We start from the raw sequence: 20,143 nt of genomic DNA on the forward strand, positions 1-20,143 counted from the left end.
TTTATAGTACATAGGGTGTACTATATTGAATGTATTAAGTACAGGAGGTGTACTAATGATGGATAATGAGTTAAAAAAAGTGTTTAATCTTTTTCAAGAATCTATCGTTAATATTCATAGTGAGGTTGCAAAGATTTTAAGTAATTCAGGCTTAGACGAAGTGATTTCTAAAGAGCAATACCAAACACTTAAAATCGTAAAAGAATCACCTGGTTCTACTTTTAGCTATATTGCGTCTAAGCAAGGCGTATTTAAAACAGCCATTTCAAATAGAATTAACAAACTTATGAAATTGAATTTAATCTCGATTCAACAAGGTGAGGATAAGAGAGAAAAATCTGTATTGTTAACTGAAAAAGGTATTTCAGTTGTCAATCGCACGGAAGATATCATTTATGAAACGTTTAACAAAAAGCTATCACCACATTTTTCTGAAGAAGAAATCATCACATTTGTGAAACAGCTTCAAAAAGCTAACGACCTTATAACTGGAAAGGATAATGTAAATCATGTTTGATGATATAAAAAACCTATGGACACATAAATTTTTATTAGTTTCACTTATAGCAATTATGCTTTTACCATTAATATATAGTTCTGTATTTGTAGGTTCCCTGTGGGACCCTTATGGTAAAACACAAGATTTAAAAATTTCTGTCGTCAATGAGGATAATGGTGGCAAAGTAAATGGTAAACAAACTAATATTGGTGATGAAGTTGTCGATAAACTTAAGGACAATGATAAATTTAAATGGGAATTTGTGAAACAATCAACTGCTGATAAACATTTAGAACATGGCGATTCATTCGCTGTTATCACAATACCATCTAACACATCAAAAAATGCAGGTTCTATGTTAGATAAAACACCAAAGAAAATTGATTTAAAAATTAAGACGAACCCTGGTTATAGCTATACAGGTGCTCAAATAGCAACTAAAGCTGTTACTGCCGTTGAAAATGATTTAAGCACGTCTGTTAGAGAACAATATATCTCAGAAATTTTTAAAGGTATGAATAAACTAACTAATGGTTATAAAGATACTTCTAAAGCACTTGGTCAGATGTCCGATGCTGAAAACCAACTAATCGAGGGAAGTAAACAAGTTGATGGTGGCTTAGAACAACTTGCTCCTATGGCTGGACAGCAAGGTCAACAACTACTTCAAGGAAGTATGAAAGTGACACAAGGTATTACAGACTTACAAAGTAATAATAATAAATTAAAAGAAAATATTGATAAGGCTGTTAAACAATCAGAAGGCCAATATTTCAATGATAAAAATGTTAAAGCGATAAACACACCTATCGTTTCAAGTGATAATGATTTAACTGAGGTTAATAACTATGGTCAAAGTTTCGCACCATATATACTTGCACTAAGTTTATTTGTTGGACCAGTAGCTTTCTCAGCTGTCTATCCTATCGATAAACGAATTGGAGATGCAACTGGATTCAGATGGTGGTTAAGTAAATTTGTTATATTCTTAACACAAGCAATTGGTTCAGCAATTGCTTTAGCAATACTTTGTTTATATGGATTCGAGATTGATATTGCCAATCCTGGTTACTTTACATTAACGTTACTCATTTGGAGTATAACTGCGTATATGATTGTTACTTTCTTAACAGTTGTATTAGGAAATATAGGTAAATTCTTATCCATTATTTTACTTATACTTCAGCTTGGTTCAAGTGAAGGTACATTCCCTATCCAGCTTTCCGGTGGTATATTCCAAACGTTACATCCATTCTCACCTATGAGTTATGTAATCAAAGCAATTAGAGAAAATATCTTTAATTTCGAAAGTGACGTTACGTACTTGCATTCATTGATTATATTAAGTGTACTTGCAGTCGTATTTGCAGCACTAACATTGATTGTTTATATCGTACGTTCTAAATATCCACATCTAAGACGTAAAGCAAACGAAAATGACTACTAATATAAACTCACTATAATTCAAGTTATATATGTCTTGAAAAATTAAAACTGGTCGAGACTAATCTCATAAAGATTAGCCTCAACCAGTTTTTTAATTATAAATTTTTGAGGATGAACATAGACATAGAAAGGGTTTAAATCACGTTTTCGGTCCAGATAATCATTTATGTGGCCCGTAAATCACATTTTCAGACCAGATAACCATTTATGTGGACCGCAAATACAAATGTGATTAATAGTATAGGTCAATCATAATATCAACCTTACTATAAAATAAAGCCAAGACAAAAATTTGTGTCTTGGCTTTTCTTACATTTTAATATTCAATTACAATTTTGCCGATACTATTTCCTTGCTCTATCATCTCATGTGCTTTCGTAATAGTTTCTACACTTAGTCCTTTTAAAGTTGTATTGATTGTTGTTTTTATCGTTCCACGATCTAATTGATAACTTAATTTTCTCAAATATTCATGATGTTGAATCATATCTTCTGTTTCATACTTAGGACGTGTGAACATAAATTCAAATGAGAATGTAACACTTTTGTCCTTTAATAAGTTTAAATCAACATTATTCATAAAGTTTACCAATGCTACAATTCTTCCTCTTGGTTTTATCATATCAGCCATAACGTTAAAGTATGCATCACTACTGTGGGTATTAAAAATATAATCCACTTCTTCAATCTTATGTGCTTTTAGTTCGTCTGGAAGATGATGTTTATGATTTAATACAATGTCTGCTCCCATTTTTTCTGACCAGCGCTTAGTCTCTTTTCTGGAAGCTGTTGTGATAACTGTTAACCCTAAATTCTTCGCAATTTGAGTTGCGATTGAACCTACTCCACCTGCTCCATTAATTATGAGCAGTGTTTTGTCTTTATTATCATCTGGATTGAGTGAGATGTTCAAGCCTTCTACTAAGGCTTCATATGAAGTTAAAGAAGTTAATGGCAATGCTGCCGCTTCTGCATTTGTTAAATATTCCGGTTTAATACCAACAAGTTTTTCATCAACTAATTGATATTCTGCATTGGAACCATTTCTCGTGTTCGTACCTGAATAATAAACTTCGTCCCCTATATGAAACAATTCAACTTCATCACCAATTTCTTCTACTACACCTACTGCATCATAGCCTAACACTTTATAATCATCATAATCCGCTGTTCTTAATTTTGTATCAACTGGATTGATACTTACAGCATTAACTTTCACTAAGAGATCTTGACCAGTTGGTTTAGGTTTCGGTAAATTTAGCATTTCAAATTTATTTTCTTTACTTATATCAAAACCTTTTTTAAATCCTACTGCTTTCATAGATATTCACCTCCACTTTATTTTATAACTTTAAACTATAATAATTATGGGTTTCATCTAATGTCATACCCATCTTCTTATATAGTTTATTCCCACCTATATTTGTCTTATGCGTTTCTAAAGATATATTTTTATAGCCTTGTGATCTAGCATATTCGAATGCTTTGTTCATTAATTTTTCACCGATACGTTGACCTCTTGCCTCACTAGTTAAAAATAAGTCATTCAAGATTAGTTTATCGGACATTTCCAAAGATGACAGTACTGTATACAATTGAACAAATCCTATCACTTTATCATTATCTTCAGCTATAAAAATCGTAGACAACCCATTTTTTAAATTATTTTCTAAAAATTTTTGAGCATCCGTTGTATTTGATGTTTTATTGAAATAAACTCTATATTCATCAAAAATCGGCACGATTCGATCTACATTCTCTGTATTAAGTTTAACAATATTCAATCTATCACCCCCTAGTTTGAATTTATCTTTCACCAACGATTGTTCGAGAATCAGCTTGTATCTTTGGCCTCACAACAAGTTCTCCGTTACATTTAGGGCATACATAATATAAATTTTCTGCGCACTCTCTACAATATGTATGTTCTTGTACACAAATGAATGCATTACTTTTATTGTGAAATTCATATTCACATTTATCACATTTCGGTTTCATTTCTAATACCATTACCATCACTCCATAAAATTATGTTAATTTACTTATTTTCATCATATCACTTTTAGTAGTGAATATTAATTTTAAGGTTGTTATCTTAGTAAAATAAATAGAGGTAAGAACGATTATATGTCCTTACCTCTATACGTATTTGTTATTAAATGCCTTGATCAACTTTATTAATCATTGTCTTCATTAAACTGATTTGACCAATATGATAGTTTGTATGAATAATTGCAAATGCAATTGTATCATCAAATTGATCCATTCCAGCAATAGGTTCATTTCTAGTCTTTCCTAATTGGTCATCTAGCCCAGTTAATATTCTTTCAATTTGTTGTGCTAGCATTTCTTTGAGTTCTTCGAAAGTAGGTTCATTTCCAGTGAATTCTTGTGGTGACGTACCTGGAGAGAATGACTTACCAAGTTTCGCACCTAATTTATTACTTTCTTCGCTAATTCCAAATATGAATGATTCGTTTGCAGCAAGTAAATGACCAAGTTGCCACTTTATATTATTGTTAGCATTTTCTAATTGAAAATCTGCTTGTTTCTCGTCTATATCTTTAATTAAATCACTTAACATTTGATATGATACTTTATATTGTTTCTTTAACATTATAATTCCCCCTACGATTATTCCATTATTGCAAAGTAATTCCCTTGCGTATCATGGAAGTTAACAACGCGTCCTTCAGGCATTTCAACTATATCATGACCTGTTAAGTTAGCTTCTTTTAATTTGTTATAAAGTTCATCAAAATTAGTAGCCTTAAACATTAAAGAAGGTGTTTCTAAACTCACTTCTGGACTATACTTTTTAATGAATTCTTTATCAAAAATTGCGAATGAAGTTTGTGCTTCCTTATTTGGCGCAACTTCAACAACTTTATATCCTTCAGGAAGTTCGCTTTCACCAACTACAATAAAATCAAGAACCTCAGTCCAAAATTTAACCGCTTTGTCTTGATCGTCTACATATAACATGACTTGTTGTAATTTTTCTATCATGATTTTCACCATCCATTTAGTTTTAAATACATCATACGATATGATTTTGTATATAGCAAAAATTTAAACCAGATATTCAATCTAGCTAAGTTCATTCAGCAATACTTTAATATACACTATACAATGTTCTTAAACTCTTCTAACGCACGAATACTGTAATCCGCTTCAACGTCATCAACTTCACCAAAGTAACATGTTGCAATGCCAGCATTATGAGCACCTTGAATATCTGACACAATATTATCACCAATCATTAAAACTTCTGATGCATTACCCGCCTCTAATTTATTTAAACAGTGTTGATAAAATGCAGCATGTGGTTTGTTATACCCAATTTGCCCAGAAATGAAATGATAATCAAAATATTTCAGAATATCAGAATCAGCCATACGCTTCATCTGAGTTTCATATAACCCATTTGAGGCTGTAGCAATCGTATATCCTTTATTTTTAACATAGTTTAGAATATCCTTTGCATCTTTAATCAAATCATGTGCATCATTTATTCCTTTACGAAACATCTGTTCTTTCTGCTCACCATTAACAGAAATCCCAAAGTGATTAAAAAAGCGTTCAAAGCGACCGAATAATACATCATTAATTACAACTTCTTCAGACTCAAGCTTTCTCCATAAATCACCATTAATCTCACGATATAATGATAAATTCTCATCATTCATTTCTATACCTTCAGAATGAAAGATTGTCTTTAATACGTTTAACTCACCAGCATTAAAATCTAATAATGTGTTATCTAAATCAAACAAAATATATTTATACATAAGGTGATTCCTTTCTAAAATAAATCTTTATGTCGTTTCCTTATCATACACCATAATGTCACCAGGTTGACAATTTAAAAATTCACAAATTGCCTCTAAAGTGCTAAACCTTACTGCTTTAGCCTTTCCTGTTTTAAGTATAGATAAATTTGCGATTGTAACGTCAACAGCTTGAGAAAGCTCAGTTAAGGTAACCCCTTTTTCTTTTAATATTTCATCTAGTTTAATTTTGATCATGTTATCACCTTCATATGGTCAAGTCATTTTCTTCTTTGATTGATTTGGATTTATCATAAATAGACAAAAAATTCATTAATACTATAGACACACAAACCAATAATGTGTTCGTGAGAAATGTAGTATCTAATAATTCTTTATATTTCATACCTATATCCAAAAAGTCTTTCATAGCATTTATACTCCCATATATTGTAATCATCATAGCAGCGAAAAATATCTTATCATAATTTTTCTCGTGAAAGAAATCACCTCTAGTTATAATCTTTAAGAAGTTCAATAATAAAATAAAGAATGAAATCACAAGTAAAGTTTGAATTATAAATGCCATTAAATAATAAACTACACCATTTTTAAAATCAAATGCGACATATAGCGGGACAACTTGAAAGAACTTTACTAAATAAATAATAAAACATGCTAAATTAAGAACCATAGCTCCGATTGTTAAGTACATTGTTTGCTTTTCGTATTTACTAATTTTATTCAATTTCATCTCTCCTTTTATCGTTTTTCGATAAATAAAGTTCTGTATTTACATTTTACAATACAGGGTATAGAGAGTTAACAAGTTATAAATCTTTGTATAATAAATGGGAGGTCATTAAACTGAGAAGTATCGATAAACGCGGGAAATTATCCGAAGATCCTTTTAGCTATCAAATTACGAAGAAGAGAACGGTCCGTATTTTCTTTGGAGGGAAAGAAATTAAGATTCTTAAAGATGCCAAAGCAGAACAATTAATTAAAAAAATGGAAGCAGTAGATTATGATGATTATGATGTCCAACTTCTATTAGCAAAAGTAACAGGTAACTTTAAACATGGAAATGAGAAAGTTCATAAGAGTAAATACTAAATAAACACCTTCAACGTCATGTTGAAGGTGTTATTATGTTTAATTCTCCATATTTATTTGAACCTGCTCCTATAACTGTTCCATCTTCTTTTAAACCTAAAGTGTATGTTGGTCCAGCACTTATTTCTACTATATTGGTCCAGTTTTCTATATTACATTGTCCAAATTGGTTGGATCCTTTCGCTAATACTGTACCGTCTTTATTCAAAGCAACAGAATGATAACTTCCAGCTGATACTGAGTGAACATTCCTCCATTCAGTTACCTCACATTGTTGATATTTATTACTACCTGTCGCGGCAACTGTACCATCTATTTTAACGCCTAATGAGTGGAGATACCCACATGATATGTCCTTTATATCATTCCATTCACGAATATCTATCTGTCCCTTCATATTATTGCCAGTTCCTATTATAGTACCTTTATTCGTTAAACCTAATGAGTGCCAATCACCTGCTGCTACTTTAACTATATCTTCCCAGCACGACACTTCACACTGTTTCTCCGTATTCCTACCTACCGCAACTACTTGGCCACTTCTTCTTAATCCTAATGAATGTGACCAACCTGTCGTAATTTGTCTTATGTCATACCAATCCGTTACGTTTGCTTGTCCGCGCTGATTATTACCTACAGCGATTACTGTTCCATCTTCTTTAAGACCGATTGTATGTGTATGTCCTGTATTCAATGCAACATGTACATTAGCAGCAGATATACCAATTATATTCCGCCAGTCATGTACTTCACATTGTCCATTGGTGTTATTTCCAAAAGCCGTTACAGTACCATCCGTATTTAGAAATACTGAATGTCTTGATCCAGATGAAATTCTATTTAATAAATCCAAATTATCAGCCCATTCTTTATATAGAGTCAAATAAATTTCGTACACAATTGCTCTCGATTTATTATATTGAGTTTCAATACATGATTGTAAAGGTTATACTATTTCGCATATATGACTTGAACAAATTGATTATAAACTTGTGTATCTATTAGTTTTAATTGTTTATGATATGTACCTGGCACTATTAAAGGTATGCCAGTCCCTAATATGTGTGGAGAAATAGTAATGATATATTTATCAATTAAATTTTGTTTCATAAAGTGTGTAACGATTTCTCCTCCACCAACAATCCAAATATCCCCTGTCGAATGACGTTTTAAACTTATTATGAATTCATCTATATCATCATTTACAAACGTAACATGGTCATCATGTTTAATATTATGATTTCTAGTGAAGACATAACTATTTTTATCAGTATATGGATATGCATCCATATTATCTTCGAACCATTTATATGTTCTATTGCCCATTACGACTGTTTCTATAGTCTTATAAAACTCACTATAACCATTGTCTCCTTCACCAACCACCTCTTCTAGCCATTGAACACCATGATTATCTGTCGCAATATATCCATCTATACTCATAGCTAAGTAAGCAACTATTTCCCCCATAGTTTTCCTCCTTCAAATTTCTAATTAATTGAAATGACACTTATTTACTCAAGCTGCTTATTTCGGAATTTATTCATTAAAGTTAGCATAGTTTCATCTGAAAGCCACGCTTTTAAATCGTGAACATAGTTATATTTCTTATTTACCTTATCTATACCTTCTACATCGTGAGTATGATGAATATGATTTAGTACTGTATCTTCATAAAGTTCATAATATGATAAATCATTTCGTCTTGCTTCAATTAAATCTTGTTTATGGTTATGTATTAAATTTCTAAATTCTATAGACCATTTCCCACACTCTTCAACCTTTAAGATACTATAGCTTGAGTCTTTATTTTGGGTTGTAGAAACAGCACCAGGATTGATTACAACTCTTTCATCACCCATTCCTACTCTTCTCATGACTGGTTGATGTATGTGTCCATATATCGCAATTTGCGCATCTGTATATTCAAACAGTTTAGCAAAATTTTCAGCTGGACTTTGCACAATTAAATCCCCACCACCAAAATTTTCAGGAAGATTATGAGATAAATGAAACTTCACACCATATATTTCTCTTTCAACAGTCATTGGTATATTAAACATAAATTTCAATTCTTCTTCTGTTAAATCCTTCATAACATAATGTACAAGTTTGAATATAAATACTTCTTCCGGATCACCATAGTTAATTGTTTCATACTCTTCAATTACACTTGTTAAACAACCGTCCCAATTTCCTTTAACAAATGTAGTAGTATTAGATTCTAAGAGCAGATGAAGCAACTCGCTTCTTCCTGGGCCAGGCATAAATAAATCTCCTAAAAACCAGAATTCATCAACACCATTTTGTTTTGCATCTTGAATCACTTCTCTAGCTGCAGTTGCATTACCATGAATATCTGATATTAAACCAATTTTCTTCAATTCCAGTCACCCTTTGCATGCATTTTTATTTACGCCATTCATATTGTATAGCAGTTAAATTCTCTTCATTTTCAAGTTGTATACCTACTTTTTTAAAACCATTTTTTTCATAAAAAGTTTTAGCATATTCATTTTTATCAAAAGTATATAATTGTAACTTACCATTCGAGTAATTTTTTGCCCGATTTAATAATTGTTTCCCAATTCCTATGCCTTGGTAATCAACATGAATATATAATTGACTAATTTCCACCTCATTATAAGCAATCATGCCTATGACCTGATTATCCAATAATGCTAAATCAATATCATAATGATCTGGTAGTATATGACTTAAGTAGTATTTATGACTATGTATATGATGTCGTTCGTTTTGATTAATTGCCTGTTCCTTACTATCACGCCACATTCTCACTGTTTGATCTGCAAACACTTCTTCATATTTTATGATTTTAATTTGCCCATTGTTCATGATAAACCTCCAAATGTAAACAAGATATTGAAACTCAGCAATATGATATTATTAATACTTACAATATACATTTTACACATTTACATTCATACTTACTACTTACATTATGAAATAATATGGTACAAACCCAATGATGAATTCATAGACAATCTATATATAAACACAAAAAAGCACCTCTCGAATAAATTCGAGAAGTGCTGTAAACGTTGATATAAACAAATATTAACGTTTTGAGAATTGTGGTGAACGACGAGCGCCTTTAAGACCTGGCTTCTTACGTTCTTTCATACGTGGGTCACGAGTAAGTAATCCAGCGCGTTTTAATGAACCGCGGTATTCTGGATCTGCTTCTAACAATGCACGTGCAATTCCGTGACGGATAGCTTGTGCTTGTCCTGTGAAACCTCCACCTTTAACGTTTACTAAAACATCATAGTTTCCTTTAGTTTCAGTTACATCAAATGGTTGGTTTAAATCTAAAATTAATGATTCAAATGGTAAGTAGTCACGTACGTCACGTTTGTTAATTGTAACGTTACCTTCACCAGGTACTAAACGTACACGTGCTACTGAATTCTTACGACGGCCTGTGCCTTTATATTCAACTTGTGCCAATGTAGTATCCTCCTCTTAATTAACCACGTAACTCGTAGTTTTCAGGTTGTTGTGCAGCATGTGGATGCTCTGCACCAGCATATACGAATAATTTTTTACCTTGTTTTTCACCAAGTTTGCTCTTAGGTAACATACCTTTAATAGAGTTTTCTAATAAGCGCATTGGATTTTTCTCTTTTAATTCACCAGCAGAGATTGATTTAATTCCACCTGGGTGATTTGAGTGACGGTAATAAATTTTATCTTGTTCTTTGTTACCTGATAAGTAGATTTTGTCAGCGTTAATAATAACAACATAATCTCCTGTATCAACATGTGGTGTATAAGTTACTTTATGTTTACCGCGTAAGATTGATGCGATTTCTGATGATAAACGACCTAACGTTTGTCCTTCAGCATCAACAACGTACCATTTGCGATCGATGTTTGCTTCATTTGCCATAAATGTTTGACGCATTGTAGTGTCCTCCTAATAGTTAAAAAAGTTCTTGTATAAGATGCACATCTTTACCTGTACCAAAGAAAAAAATGTACATCTTAAAATTCGTTTCTGATTCCTGCTTCTATATCTTAAAACACAATAAGATTCCGGGGCTTATCGTGGTGGTGATATAAAACAATACCGTTGTCTATAATATAATTTATTTGCGATTTTGTCAATTGGTTTTAAACATTTTCTCTATTATTTTTCTTGTGAATTTGAATAAGCTCACCAAACTCTTCTGTTAGTTCATTTTCATGTAAATATATTTTTTCTAAATACAGACCTTGTGCAGGAGCAGTATGTGGTACTTTCTTTCTATCACGCTCTTCAAGCAATGTATGAATTTCGTCGCCACTTCTTTTTCCTTCACCAACAAGTATTAAATATGCAACCATGACTCTTACCATATTATATAGAAATCCTGATCCTGTTACGACAAATTCAAAGCCGTCATTTGTTTCAATAACTTCACTTTGATAAATCGTTCGTACTTTATTTTGTACTTCAGTTTTTTGAGAACAAAAACTTGTAAAATCGTGTGTTCCTACAAAATGTTTAGCTGCTTCTTTCATAGGTTGTATTTTAACTGGTTTTCTTAATTGTACTTTAGTATCATGCTCAAAGACATGTTTATTTTCGTCGATATATACTTTATATCTGTATTTTTTTCCAACACAATCATATCTACAATGGAATGTATCACTAATTTGCTCAACACTTTGTACAGATATATCTTTAGGTAATGCAGAATTAAATGCATATAGCCACCTATCCGGGGCGATGTTTAAATGCGTATCAAAATGAAAGTATTGCTCTATAGCATGTACACCTTTATCTGTTCTGCTTGATGGATGTATTCTCACAAAGCTTTGATGCATTCTCTTTAATATTCTTTCAAATTCATATTGGACAGTTCGTTCATGATGTTGAATTTGAAATCCCATAAAATTTCCACCGTGATATGAAATTTTCACTAGCAATCTCAAAGTGTGCACCTCAATTTCTTAAAATAAATATAACAACAGCTAAAAGTATAATCGTCATGATCGCCAATGTATCTTTCAAATGCCATTGTAATTTACGATAATTTGTTCTTACATTCGAAGCATTATACCCTCTTGCTTCCATTGCTATCGCAAGTTCATCTGCTCTTTTAAAAGCTGAAATAAACATGGGTATCAGTAACGGTATTATTGCTTTAAATCTATTAAATACACTCCCAGCATTTACATCTGAACCTCTAGATGTTTGTGCCTTGATAATTCTATCCAACTCATCCATTAATGTTGGTATAAACCTTAATGATATTGACATCATCATTGCGAGTTCATGAACTGGGAATTTTAATTTCTTTAGCGGTCTTAACACGGACTCTATTGCATCAGTTAAACTGATTGGGCTCGTTGTCAATGTCATGATTGTTGAAATCATAACGAGTAATACAAGTCTTAACACAATAAAAGCACCTTGAACGACACCATTTTTATCAATGGTAAATAGCTTTAAATCTATCAACACACCTCCACCTTTAGTAACGATAAGGTGCATGCCAAATGTGAAAATAAACAACAACATGACCGGTGTTAAACCCTTTATTAAAAACCAAAATTTTATATTTGCTAAATACATAACAGTCAAGACGAATATAATCATAAACCCATAAGAAAGCCACGTATTACAAAAGAATACCAATATCATAAATAATAAAACATAAATCATCTTCATTCTAGGGTCTAAATTGTGAATAATCGTATTGTCAGGTAAATAACGTCCAATTATCATTTTATCAGACATGAGTTTTCACCTGGCTTTCATACATCTCTTTGAACATTTCTTCAGAAGTAGCGATTTGGTTAAATTTAATACCTTTTTTATGCTCAACTGCACGTTGTAATCGAATTATCTGTGGTACTTCTAAATGTGTCGATTTAATTAATGGTGCATTTGTAAAAATATTAACTGGTGTGTCTTCAGCGACAATTTTTCCAGATTGTATGACTTTAACTTCATCTGCATATTTAAGAACTATATCCATTTGATGTGATATTAATATAACGGTTATACCCATCGTTTTATGAATTTTATCAAATAGATCCATCATGACTTTTTGTCCGTTAGGATCTAAGCCCACAGTTGGCTCGTCTAAGACAAGTACATCTGGTTCCATAGCTAATACACCTGCAATCGCAATTCGTCGCTGTTGTCCTCCTGAGAGCTCAAATGGAGACCTCTTTAGGATACTTTCATCTAAACCTAATAATTCTATCATGTCCTTAGCTTTCTTCTTTGCTTCTTCTTTACCCATGCCATAATTAATAGGACCGAATGAAATGTCTTTTTCTACTGTATCTTCAAATAACTGGTGTTCTGCGAATTGAAATACAATGCCTACTTTTTTTCGGATAGGTGCTAACTTTTTAGATTTAGTTTTTTTATTTACTTTAATATCACCAATAGACATATGTCCTTCTGTAGGTTTTAATAACGCATTTAAATGTTGAATAAGGGTTGATTTCCCCGATCCAGTCTGACCAACAATGGCATAAAACTTTTGTTCATAAAAGGTAGTCGTTATATCATGCAACGCTCTAAATTGAAATGGTGTCTTCAAACTATAATCATAACTAACATGCTCAAATTGTATATTCATAGTCGATTCACCAACTCATCAAATGTCGTATATTCATATTTATTCAAGAGAAGTTTATTCATTCTAATCGAGAAAGGCAAATCTAATCCGATATTCGTTAAAGTTGCACCCTCTTTAAATATTTCTTCAGGCTTATCTTGCTTATAAACTTCACCTTGATTCATCACAATAATTTCATCTGCCAATACTGCTTCGTCTAAATCATGCGTAATAGAAATAACTGTCAACTGGCGGTCAAGTTGTATCGATTTAATTAAAGACATAATACTTTCTTTACCTTCAGGGTCTAACATTGCAGTAGCTTCGTCTAAAATAATAATATCTGGAGACATTGCCAATATACCTGCAATCGCGATTCGTTGCTTCTGACCACCTGATAATCGGCTAGGCTCAAATGTTTTCATGCTTTGCATATCAACTTCAACTAAAACTTGATCAACTATTTTATGCATTGTTTCATACTCAATGCTTTGGTTCTCCATACCAAATGCAATATCATATTCTACAGTCGATCCAATAAATTGATTATCTGGATTTTGAAAGACGATACCAACATGTTTTCTCACTTCATCGATATTATTTTCTGAAACCATCATATTATCAACTACGATTTCACCTTCGAATTGTTCATGAATACCCATAATTAATTTAGCAATCGTTGATTTACCAGAACCATTATGACCAACTATAGATGTCCACTTTCCTCTTTTGATTTCAAAGGAAACATCATTCAATGCGTTAGGTGCATCTTCATCATATTTAAATGTAATATTTGAGAATTTAATTATATTTTGTGGCACCAATTTCAATCATCCTTAAAAGTTCATTATCTATTTATTTTACAGCATATACATAAATTTGTAATCATTAATTCATTATGCTTAAACAGTTAACGATTAAATTTAAAAATCCCATTATGAAAGTTTAACTTCATAATAGAATTCAGAAACAATATTGATTAAATTAAACAAATAAAAAAATCCGTATAAACGGATTTAAAATAAAAAAGCGCGCACTCCACCATTGACGAGTTCACGCGATAAGTCTTTCAATTGTGGTGGAGTACTCTGAGCTAGACAATATCTATGTGTGGTAAACATTATCATTGCACTCATTTGCTTTGTGTGTGTGTTAAATAAACTGTATTTATAAAGAATGATTGAAGTGACTTTCGCCACTCCAATAAAGAATAAATTATACTAATTCAATAATTACTGATTCTGCTCCGTCACCGCGACGTGGACCAACTTTCATAATACGAGTGTATCCACCTTGACGCTCTTCATAACGAGGCGCAACATCATTGAATAATTTTTGTAATGCTGTAATTGTTTTGTCATCTTCTAAGATTTTAACATCACGTAATGTTTGTGCTGCTCTACGACGAGATGCTAAATCACCTTTTTTACCTAAAGTAATCAAGTTATCAACAACTTTACGTAATTCTTTAGCACGAGATTCTGTAGTCTCAATACGTTCAGAAACGATAAGTTGAGTAGCTAAGTCACGTAACATTGCTTTACGTTGATCAGAAGTACGACCTAATTTTCTGTAACCCATGAATTAACCTCCTTTTTTAGTCTTCTTTTCTTAAACCAAGACCAAGATCTTCTAATTTATATTTAACTTCTTCAAGAGACTTACGACCTAAGTTTCTAACTTTCATCATATCTGCCTCAGATTTATCTGCTAATTCTTGTACAGAATTAATACCTGCACGTTTTAAACAGTTGTAAGAACGTACTGACAAGTCTAATTCTTCAATAGACATTTCAAGTACTTTTTCTTTTTGATCTTCTTCTTTTTCAATCATGATTTCAGCATTTTGAGCTTCATCAGTTAAATTAACAAAGATATTTAAGTGTTCAGTCATGATTTTAGCACCTAAAGAAACTGCTTCTTGAGGAGATAAAGATCCATCTGTCCAAACATCTAATGTTAATTTATCGTAGTCACTACTTTGCCCTACACGCGTATTTTCAACTGTATAGTTTACACGATTTACTGGAGAATAAAGAGAATCGATTGGAATTACACCAATTGGCAAATCACTTGTGTTATTTTGTTCAGCTAAAGCATATCCGCGACCTTTATTAGCAATTAAGCGTATTTTAAGGTGTCCACCTTTAGATACTGTTGCAATCTTTAACTCAGGGTTTAAGATTTCAACATCGCTATCATGCATGATATCTTTCGCAGTAACTTCGCCTTCATCTTTAATATCAATTTCTAGTGTTTTATCTTCTTCGGAGTATATTTTAAGTGCTAATTTCTTGATGTTCATAATGATAGTTGTAACATCTTCAACTACATTTTCAACTGCTGAGAACTCGTGAAGAACACCTTCGATTTCGATATTTTTAACTGCCGCACCTGGTAATGAAGATAATAGGATACGACGTAAGGAGTTGCCTAGTGTTGTACCATAACCACGTTCTAACGGTTCAACAACGAACTTACCGAATGTAGAATCATCACTAACTTCAATTGTTTCAATTCTAGGTTTTTCGATTTCAATCATATAAATATATCCTCCTTATAAACGTCGATTAAAGTTTATTAATTTCTATCCAGTGACTCTTGAAAATAAGTACTAACAAAAATTATACACGACGACGTTTTGGTGGACGACATCCGTTATGTGGAACTGGTGTTACGTCTCTAATAGCTGTAATTTCTAATCCAGCAGATTGTAACGCACGAATCGCTGATTCACGACCAGGACCTGGACCTTTAACTGTAACTTCTACAGTTTTCAAACCGTGTTCCATAGCAGCTTTAGAAGCTGTTTCTGAAGCCATTTGAGCTGCAAAAGGAGTTGATTTTTTTGAACCTTTGAATCCTAACGCACCTGCTGAAGACCATGATAATGCATTACCGAAGTCATCAGTGATCGTTACGATTGTATTGTTGAATGTTGAGCGAATGTGAGCAACACCACTTTCGATATTCTTTTTCACTCTACGTTTACGAGATACTTGTTTACGTGCCATTTATATGTGCCTCCTTTACTTATTATTTTTTCTTGTTCGCTACTGTTTTAACTGGTCCTTTACGCGTACGCGCATTGTTCTTAGTGTTTTGACCACGAACTGGTAAACCACGACGGTGGCGAATTCCACGATATGAAGCGATTTCCATTAAACGTTTGATGTTTAAGTTTCTTTCACGACGAAGGTCACCTTCAACTTTGTAACCATCTACAACTTCACGGATACGACCTAATTCGTCATCAGTTAAATCACGAACACGTGTGTCTTCAGATACGTTTGCTTCTTTAAGAATTTTTTGTGCTGTTGTTTTTCCGATACCATATACGTAAGTTAACGAGATTACTACGCGTTTCTCACGTGGTACATCAATACCTGCAATACGAGCCATTTATTTACACCTCTCTTTTATTAGCCTTGTTTTTGTTTGTGTTTTGGATTTTCACAAATCACCATTACTTTACCTTTACGACGAATTACTTTACATTTTTCGCAAATTGGTTTTACTGATGGTCTTACTTTCATCTTTGTATACCTCCTTGTATTTGGAGTGACGATTATTTATAACGATAAGTGATTCTTCCGCGTGTTAGGTCATACGGAGACATTTCAACTGTTACTTTGTCGCCAGGTAGAATTCTAATATAGTTCATACGGATTTTACCACTAACGTGTGCTAAAATTTCATGTCCATTTTCTAATTCTACTTTAAACATAGCGTTTGGTAAAGTATCTAATACAGTACCTTCTAATTCGATTACATCTTGTTTAGCCATGATCATTTCCCCCTTTTTCTATTCATTCTTGTGAAATACGAAAGTAATTCACGTTTTAAAACCTGGTCCAAAATAAGAGACATACTTTAGGTGATTAGATCACTTAGCATAAGTACAGGTTCATAAAATTGGGATGATTTAATACTTAAGATTTGCATTCGACAACACTTCAAATACTTATCGCTTTCAGTAATCACTCCGATTGTATTTCAAAACCCTAAATACCAACTTGATTCTTAAAATTGAACGGTATTACACGTTCAAGAATCACCTAAAGCTAGGCGAATTCGGGGTGAATGCGTCATTACTTTAATGATTCAAGAATTTGAATAACGTCTTTTGAAACATCTTCAATTTGACGAGAACCATCGATGTTTTTTAGAACACCTTGATTTTCATAAAAATCTAAAAGTGGTTTAGTTTGTTTAATGTTAACACTTAAACGATTTGAAACTGTTTCAGGATTATCATCTTCACGTTGGTATAATTTACCGCCTTCAAGATCACATACACCGTCAACTTTTGGTGGATTAAAAACTAAATGATATGTTGTTCCACATACTTCACAAATTCGTCTGCCTGTTAAACGATTCATTAATTCTTCTTCAGGAACTTCTATATTGATGACTGCTTCGACTTGACGTCCTAATTGACTTAATATTTCATTTAATGCATCAGCTTGTTCAACTGTACGAGGAAAACCATCTAGTAAGAATCCTTTTTTCGCGTCTTCTTCAGCTAGTCTTTCTCTAACGATACCTATAGTCACTTCATCTGGAACAAGTTCTCCACGATCCATAAATGATTTAGCCTCTTTACCGAGTTCTGTTTCATCTTTGATCGCTTTACGGAACATATCACCAGTTGAGATATGAGGAATAGGGTATTTCTTAACAATTTCACTCGCTTGAGTTCCTTTACCTGCTCCAGGTAAACCCATTAAAATGATGTTCATAAATGCCCTCCTACTTGTTTATCGTCTTCTAAAGCCTCTATATTCTCGTTGATTCAGTTGCGCTTCTAAAGTTTTCATTGTTTCTATTGCGACACCGATAACGATTAGTAAGCTTGTACCACCAACTTGTATAGCTTGTGGTAAATTCATTAATTTAATAGCCAATATCGGAATAATAGCTATAAATGCTAAGAATATTGAACCAACAAACGTTAAACGATAGAGCACTCTAGTGATGTATTTTTTAGTTTGTTCACCAGGTCTAATTCCTGGAACATAACTACCTTGTTTTTGTAAATTCTCAGCCATTTTCTCAGGATTAACCTGAACAAATGCATAAAAGTAAGCAAAAGCTATGATTAAAACAACATAGACAATCATACCAATATTATGAGAAGGATCTGCATAAGTTGTAATAGTTTGCGCCCATTCTTCTTTTGGGAAGAAGAGTGTTAACGTCTTTGGAAGCATGAAAAATGCCATCGCAAAGATAACTGGAATTACACCTGCAGAGTTTACTTTTAAAGGTAAATATGTCGCATTTGCTGACAATGCACTACCTGTAGCTTGTGTTTGACGTTTAGCATATTGAATTGGAATTTTACGAATAGCTTGAAGTACATAAACAGCACCAGCAGTAAGTAATACCATTCCAACAAATAAACCAATTGCTTTTAACCAAGCCATAGTTGTGTCATCTGCACCAACAAAGCTTTGTTGATAAAACTGAATTAATGAGTTTGGTAAAGAAGATAATATACCAGCGAAAATAATAATAGAAATACCATTACCAACACCGAATTGTGTAATCTGTTCACCTAACCACATTAAGAAAGCTGTACCTGCAGTTAATACAAGAGCAATTAATAAATAATTTAAAGTAGACGTATTTTGGATTAAATTACCACCGAGCATATTATTAAATGAATATGACATACCTAAACCTTGAACAAAAGCTAAAACAATCGTAAAGTAACGCGTAAATTGATTAATCTTTTTACGACCTACTTCACCTTGTTTTGACCATTCAGTAAATTTAGGAACAACATCCATTTGTAATAATTGCATAACGATTGATGCAGTAATGTAAGGCATAATACCCATCGCTAAAATTGAGAAGTTCTGCAAGGCACCTCCACCGAATGTGTTAAACAAATCAGTGATACCTTGCGAACCTTTATTTTGATTAAATGCTTCTGGATTAACACCAGGAGCTGGAATATACGTTCCAACTTTAAATATTACGAGCATTGCTAGTGTGAATAATATCTTGTTACGAATTTCTTTAGTCTTTAAAAAACTAACCATCGTTTCAAACATTAGATCACCTCATGCGTTCCGCCCTTACCTTCGATTGCTTCAATTGCTGAAGCTGAGAATTTGTGAGCTTTTATTGTTAATTTCTTTTCTAATGAACCGTTTCCTAATACTTTAACACCTGATTTTTCAGATTTAACGACACCTGACTCAACAAGTAATGCTGGAGTGATTTCAGTTCCATCTTCGAAACGATTTAATTGATCAAGATTAACAATTGCATATTCTTTACGGTTTATATTAGTAAATCCACGTTTTGGTAAACGACGGAATAATGGTAATTGACCACCTTCAAAACCTAAACGAACACCGCCACCTGAACGTGCTTTTTGACCTTTAGTACCACGTCCACTTGTTTTACCGTTACCTGTAGCCATACCACGACCAACACGGTTACGTTCTTTACGAGCACCTTTAACTGGTTTCATCTCATGTAATTTCATTTTGGCACCTCCTTATTACTATAGATGTATTTATTTTTCAGTAACTTTTACTAAGTGACTTACTTTGTTGATTTGCCCACGAATCGCAGGATTATCTTCAACTACTACAGTTGAGTTTGTTTTTTTAAGTCCTAGCGCTTGAACTGTCTTACGTTGTGTTTCAGGACGACCAATAACGCTACGAGTGAGGGTAATTTCTAATTTTGCCATAGTGTTGTTTCCCTCC

The 20,143-nt window shown here is 32.7% G+C and carries 31 protein-coding genes; 3 read left to right on the top strand and 28 right to left on the bottom strand.

What is annotated here, in order from left to right; all coding sequences use genetic code 11:
• The first annotated feature begins 55 nt into the window (after positions 1 to 55).
• Both CD111_RS05520 and CD111_RS05525 read left to right on the top strand, forming a co-directional pair.
• The gene (locus tag CD111_RS05520) at positions 56 to 517 is read left to right on the top strand and encodes a MarR family winged helix-turn-helix transcriptional regulator (RefSeq protein ID WP_095086460.1); all 462 of its coding nucleotides are present in this window, start codon (positions 56 to 58) and stop codon (positions 515 to 517) included.
• Positions 510 to 1,946 carry a YhgE/Pip family protein gene (locus CD111_RS05525; RefSeq protein WP_095086456.1) on the top strand — a complete coding sequence of 479 codons (1,437 nt, stop codon included), beginning with the start codon at positions 510 to 512 and terminating at the stop codon, positions 1,944 to 1,946. Before CD111_RS05520 ends, CD111_RS05525 begins: the two co-directional genes overlap by 8 nt.
• 315 nt (positions 1,947 to 2,261) lie before the next feature.
• On the opposite strand, the gene CD111_RS05530 is transcribed toward CD111_RS05525, so the two are convergent.
• The 8 genes from CD111_RS05530 to CD111_RS05565 form a co-directional block, all read right to left on the bottom strand.
• Positions 2,262 to 3,266, bottom strand: coding sequence for a zinc-binding alcohol dehydrogenase family protein (locus CD111_RS05530; RefSeq protein WP_095086454.1), 1,005 nt, complete (start codon positions 3,264 to 3,266; stop codon positions 2,262 to 2,264).
• A gap of 22 nt (positions 3,267 to 3,288) precedes the next feature.
• Positions 3,289 to 3,729 carry a GNAT family N-acetyltransferase gene (locus CD111_RS05535; RefSeq protein WP_095086452.1) on the bottom strand — a complete coding sequence of 147 codons (441 nt, stop codon included), beginning with the start codon at positions 3,727 to 3,729 and terminating at the stop codon, positions 3,289 to 3,291.
• A 22-nt stretch (positions 3,730 to 3,751) separates the two neighbouring features.
• Positions 3,752 to 3,955: a DUF1272 domain-containing protein gene (locus CD111_RS05540; RefSeq protein ID WP_095086449.1), complete on the bottom strand. Its 204-nt coding sequence runs from the start codon at positions 3,953 to 3,955 to the stop codon at positions 3,752 to 3,754.
• Between the two features lie 145 nt (positions 3,956 to 4,100).
• On the bottom strand, positions 4,101 to 4,562 hold the full coding sequence (locus CD111_RS05545) for a DinB family protein (protein WP_095086446.1): 462 nt from the start codon (positions 4,560 to 4,562) through the stop codon (positions 4,101 to 4,103).
• 17 nt (positions 4,563 to 4,579) lie between these two features.
• Positions 4,580 to 4,951, bottom strand: coding sequence for a VOC family protein (locus CD111_RS05550; RefSeq protein ID WP_095090065.1), 372 nt, complete (start codon positions 4,949 to 4,951; stop codon positions 4,580 to 4,582).
• Positions 4,952 to 5,070: 119 nt separating this feature from the next.
• On the bottom strand, positions 5,071 to 5,736 hold the full coding sequence (locus CD111_RS05555) for a YjjG family noncanonical pyrimidine nucleotidase (RefSeq protein ID WP_095086444.1): 666 nt from the start codon (positions 5,734 to 5,736) through the stop codon (positions 5,071 to 5,073).
• Between the two features lie 27 nt (positions 5,737 to 5,763).
• A complete protein-coding gene (locus CD111_RS05560) occupies positions 5,764 to 5,973 on the bottom strand; it encodes a helix-turn-helix domain-containing protein (protein WP_095086441.1) in 210 nt (69 codons plus the stop codon).
• 10 nt (positions 5,974 to 5,983) lie between these two features.
• On the bottom strand, positions 5,984 to 6,463 hold the full coding sequence (locus CD111_RS05565; protein WP_095086438.1) for a hypothetical protein: 480 nt from the start codon (positions 6,461 to 6,463) through the stop codon (positions 5,984 to 5,986).
• Positions 6,464 to 6,555: 92 nt separating this feature from the next.
• Here CD111_RS05565 and CD111_RS05570 point away from each other — a divergent pair, with 92 nt between their 5' ends.
• Positions 6,556 to 6,831 (top strand): hypothetical protein, encoded by a 276-nt coding sequence (locus CD111_RS05570; RefSeq protein WP_229726494.1) that lies wholly within the window; start codon positions 6,556 to 6,558, stop codon positions 6,829 to 6,831.
• Between the two features lie 16 nt (positions 6,832 to 6,847).
• Here CD111_RS05570 and CD111_RS05575 read toward each other — a convergent pair whose 3' ends face one another.
• From CD111_RS05575 to rpmD, 20 genes are all read right to left on the bottom strand, one after another.
• Complete coding sequence (locus CD111_RS05575) at positions 6,848 to 7,729, bottom strand: RCC1 domain-containing protein (RefSeq protein ID WP_338088377.1); 882 nt, start codon at positions 7,727 to 7,729, stop codon at positions 6,848 to 6,850.
• Between the two features lie 53 nt (positions 7,730 to 7,782).
• The gene (locus CD111_RS05580; protein ID WP_095086436.1) at positions 7,783 to 8,301 is read right to left on the bottom strand and encodes a dihydrofolate reductase family protein; all 519 of its coding nucleotides are present in this window, start codon (positions 8,299 to 8,301) and stop codon (positions 7,783 to 7,785) included.
• A 44-nt stretch (positions 8,302 to 8,345) separates the two neighbouring features.
• A complete protein-coding gene (locus CD111_RS05585; RefSeq protein ID WP_158245677.1) occupies positions 8,346 to 9,215 on the bottom strand; it encodes a metallophosphoesterase family protein in 870 nt (289 codons plus the stop codon).
• 25 nt (positions 9,216 to 9,240) lie between these two features.
• Positions 9,241 to 9,687 carry a GNAT family N-acetyltransferase gene (locus tag CD111_RS05590; protein ID WP_095086430.1) on the bottom strand — a complete coding sequence of 149 codons (447 nt, stop codon included), beginning with the start codon at positions 9,685 to 9,687 and terminating at the stop codon, positions 9,241 to 9,243.
• Positions 9,688 to 9,909: 222 nt separating this feature from the next.
• Positions 9,910 to 10,302 (bottom strand): 30S ribosomal protein S9, encoded by a 393-nt coding sequence (gene rpsI / locus CD111_RS05595; RefSeq protein ID WP_095086427.1) that lies wholly within the window; start codon positions 10,300 to 10,302, stop codon positions 9,910 to 9,912.
• 19 nt (positions 10,303 to 10,321) lie between these two features.
• On the bottom strand, positions 10,322 to 10,759 hold the full coding sequence (gene rplM, locus CD111_RS05600) for a 50S ribosomal protein L13 (RefSeq protein WP_095086424.1): 438 nt from the start codon (positions 10,757 to 10,759) through the stop codon (positions 10,322 to 10,324).
• A 209-nt stretch (positions 10,760 to 10,968) separates the two neighbouring features.
• Entirely contained in the window at positions 10,969 to 11,772 is an 804-nt protein-coding gene (truA, locus tag CD111_RS05605; RefSeq protein WP_095086421.1) for a tRNA pseudouridine(38-40) synthase TruA, read from the bottom strand.
• A 10-nt stretch (positions 11,773 to 11,782) separates the two neighbouring features.
• Positions 11,783 to 12,580: an energy-coupling factor transporter transmembrane component T family protein gene (locus tag CD111_RS05610; protein WP_095086418.1), complete on the bottom strand. Its 798-nt coding sequence runs from the start codon at positions 12,578 to 12,580 to the stop codon at positions 11,783 to 11,785.
• Entirely contained in the window at positions 12,573 to 13,436 is an 864-nt protein-coding gene (locus tag CD111_RS05615; protein WP_095086415.1) for an energy-coupling factor transporter ATPase, read from the bottom strand. The genes CD111_RS05610 and CD111_RS05615 overlap by 8 nt, the downstream gene beginning before the upstream one ends.
• Positions 13,433 to 14,239: an energy-coupling factor transporter ATPase gene (locus CD111_RS05620; protein ID WP_095086412.1), complete on the bottom strand. Its 807-nt coding sequence runs from the start codon at positions 14,237 to 14,239 to the stop codon at positions 13,433 to 13,435. The genes CD111_RS05615 and CD111_RS05620 overlap by 4 nt, the downstream gene beginning before the upstream one ends.
• Positions 14,240 to 14,630: 391 nt before the next feature.
• Positions 14,631 to 14,996, bottom strand: coding sequence for a 50S ribosomal protein L17 (gene rplQ, locus CD111_RS05625; RefSeq protein ID WP_095086409.1), 366 nt, complete (start codon positions 14,994 to 14,996; stop codon positions 14,631 to 14,633).
• A gap of 16 nt (positions 14,997 to 15,012) precedes the next feature.
• Complete coding sequence (locus tag CD111_RS05630; protein ID WP_095086406.1) at positions 15,013 to 15,957, bottom strand: DNA-directed RNA polymerase subunit alpha; 945 nt, start codon at positions 15,955 to 15,957, stop codon at positions 15,013 to 15,015.
• Positions 15,958 to 16,039: 82 nt separating this feature from the next.
• Positions 16,040 to 16,429 (bottom strand): 30S ribosomal protein S11, encoded by a 390-nt coding sequence (gene rpsK, locus CD111_RS05635; protein WP_095086403.1) that lies wholly within the window; start codon positions 16,427 to 16,429, stop codon positions 16,040 to 16,042.
• Positions 16,430 to 16,451: 22 nt separating this feature from the next.
• Positions 16,452 to 16,817, bottom strand: coding sequence for a 30S ribosomal protein S13 (gene rpsM / locus CD111_RS05640; RefSeq protein WP_048541062.1), 366 nt, complete (start codon positions 16,815 to 16,817; stop codon positions 16,452 to 16,454).
• A gap of 20 nt (positions 16,818 to 16,837) precedes the next feature.
• Positions 16,838 to 16,951, bottom strand: a complete 114-nt coding sequence (gene rpmJ / locus CD111_RS05645; RefSeq protein ID WP_003156543.1) for a 50S ribosomal protein L36 — start codon at positions 16,949 to 16,951, stop codon at positions 16,838 to 16,840.
• 32 nt (positions 16,952 to 16,983) lie between these two features.
• Positions 16,984 to 17,202, bottom strand: a complete 219-nt coding sequence (gene infA / locus CD111_RS05650; protein ID WP_001118443.1) for a translation initiation factor IF-1 — start codon at positions 17,200 to 17,202, stop codon at positions 16,984 to 16,986.
• Positions 17,203 to 17,506: 304 nt separating this feature from the next.
• Positions 17,507 to 18,157 carry an adenylate kinase gene (locus CD111_RS05655; RefSeq protein ID WP_095086400.1) on the bottom strand — a complete coding sequence of 217 codons (651 nt, stop codon included), beginning with the start codon at positions 18,155 to 18,157 and terminating at the stop codon, positions 17,507 to 17,509.
• Positions 18,158 to 18,175: 18 nt separating this feature from the next.
• On the bottom strand, positions 18,176 to 19,477 hold the full coding sequence (secY, locus tag CD111_RS05660) for a preprotein translocase subunit SecY (protein ID WP_095086394.1): 1,302 nt from the start codon (positions 19,475 to 19,477) through the stop codon (positions 18,176 to 18,178).
• On the bottom strand, positions 19,477 to 19,917 hold the full coding sequence (gene rplO, locus CD111_RS05665) for a 50S ribosomal protein L15 (protein ID WP_095086391.1): 441 nt from the start codon (positions 19,915 to 19,917) through the stop codon (positions 19,477 to 19,479). Before rplO ends, secY begins: the two co-directional genes overlap by 1 nt.
• A gap of 30 nt (positions 19,918 to 19,947) precedes the next feature.
• Complete coding sequence (gene rpmD / locus CD111_RS05670; protein ID WP_037589015.1) at positions 19,948 to 20,127, bottom strand: 50S ribosomal protein L30; 180 nt, start codon at positions 20,125 to 20,127, stop codon at positions 19,948 to 19,950.
• Positions 20,128 to 20,143: the final 16 nt, after the last annotated feature.

This window comes from Mammaliicoccus stepanovicii (genome assembly GCF_002902525.1).
In the GTDB taxonomy this organism is placed as follows: domain Bacteria; phylum Bacillota; class Bacilli; order Staphylococcales; family Staphylococcaceae; genus Mammaliicoccus; species Mammaliicoccus stepanovicii.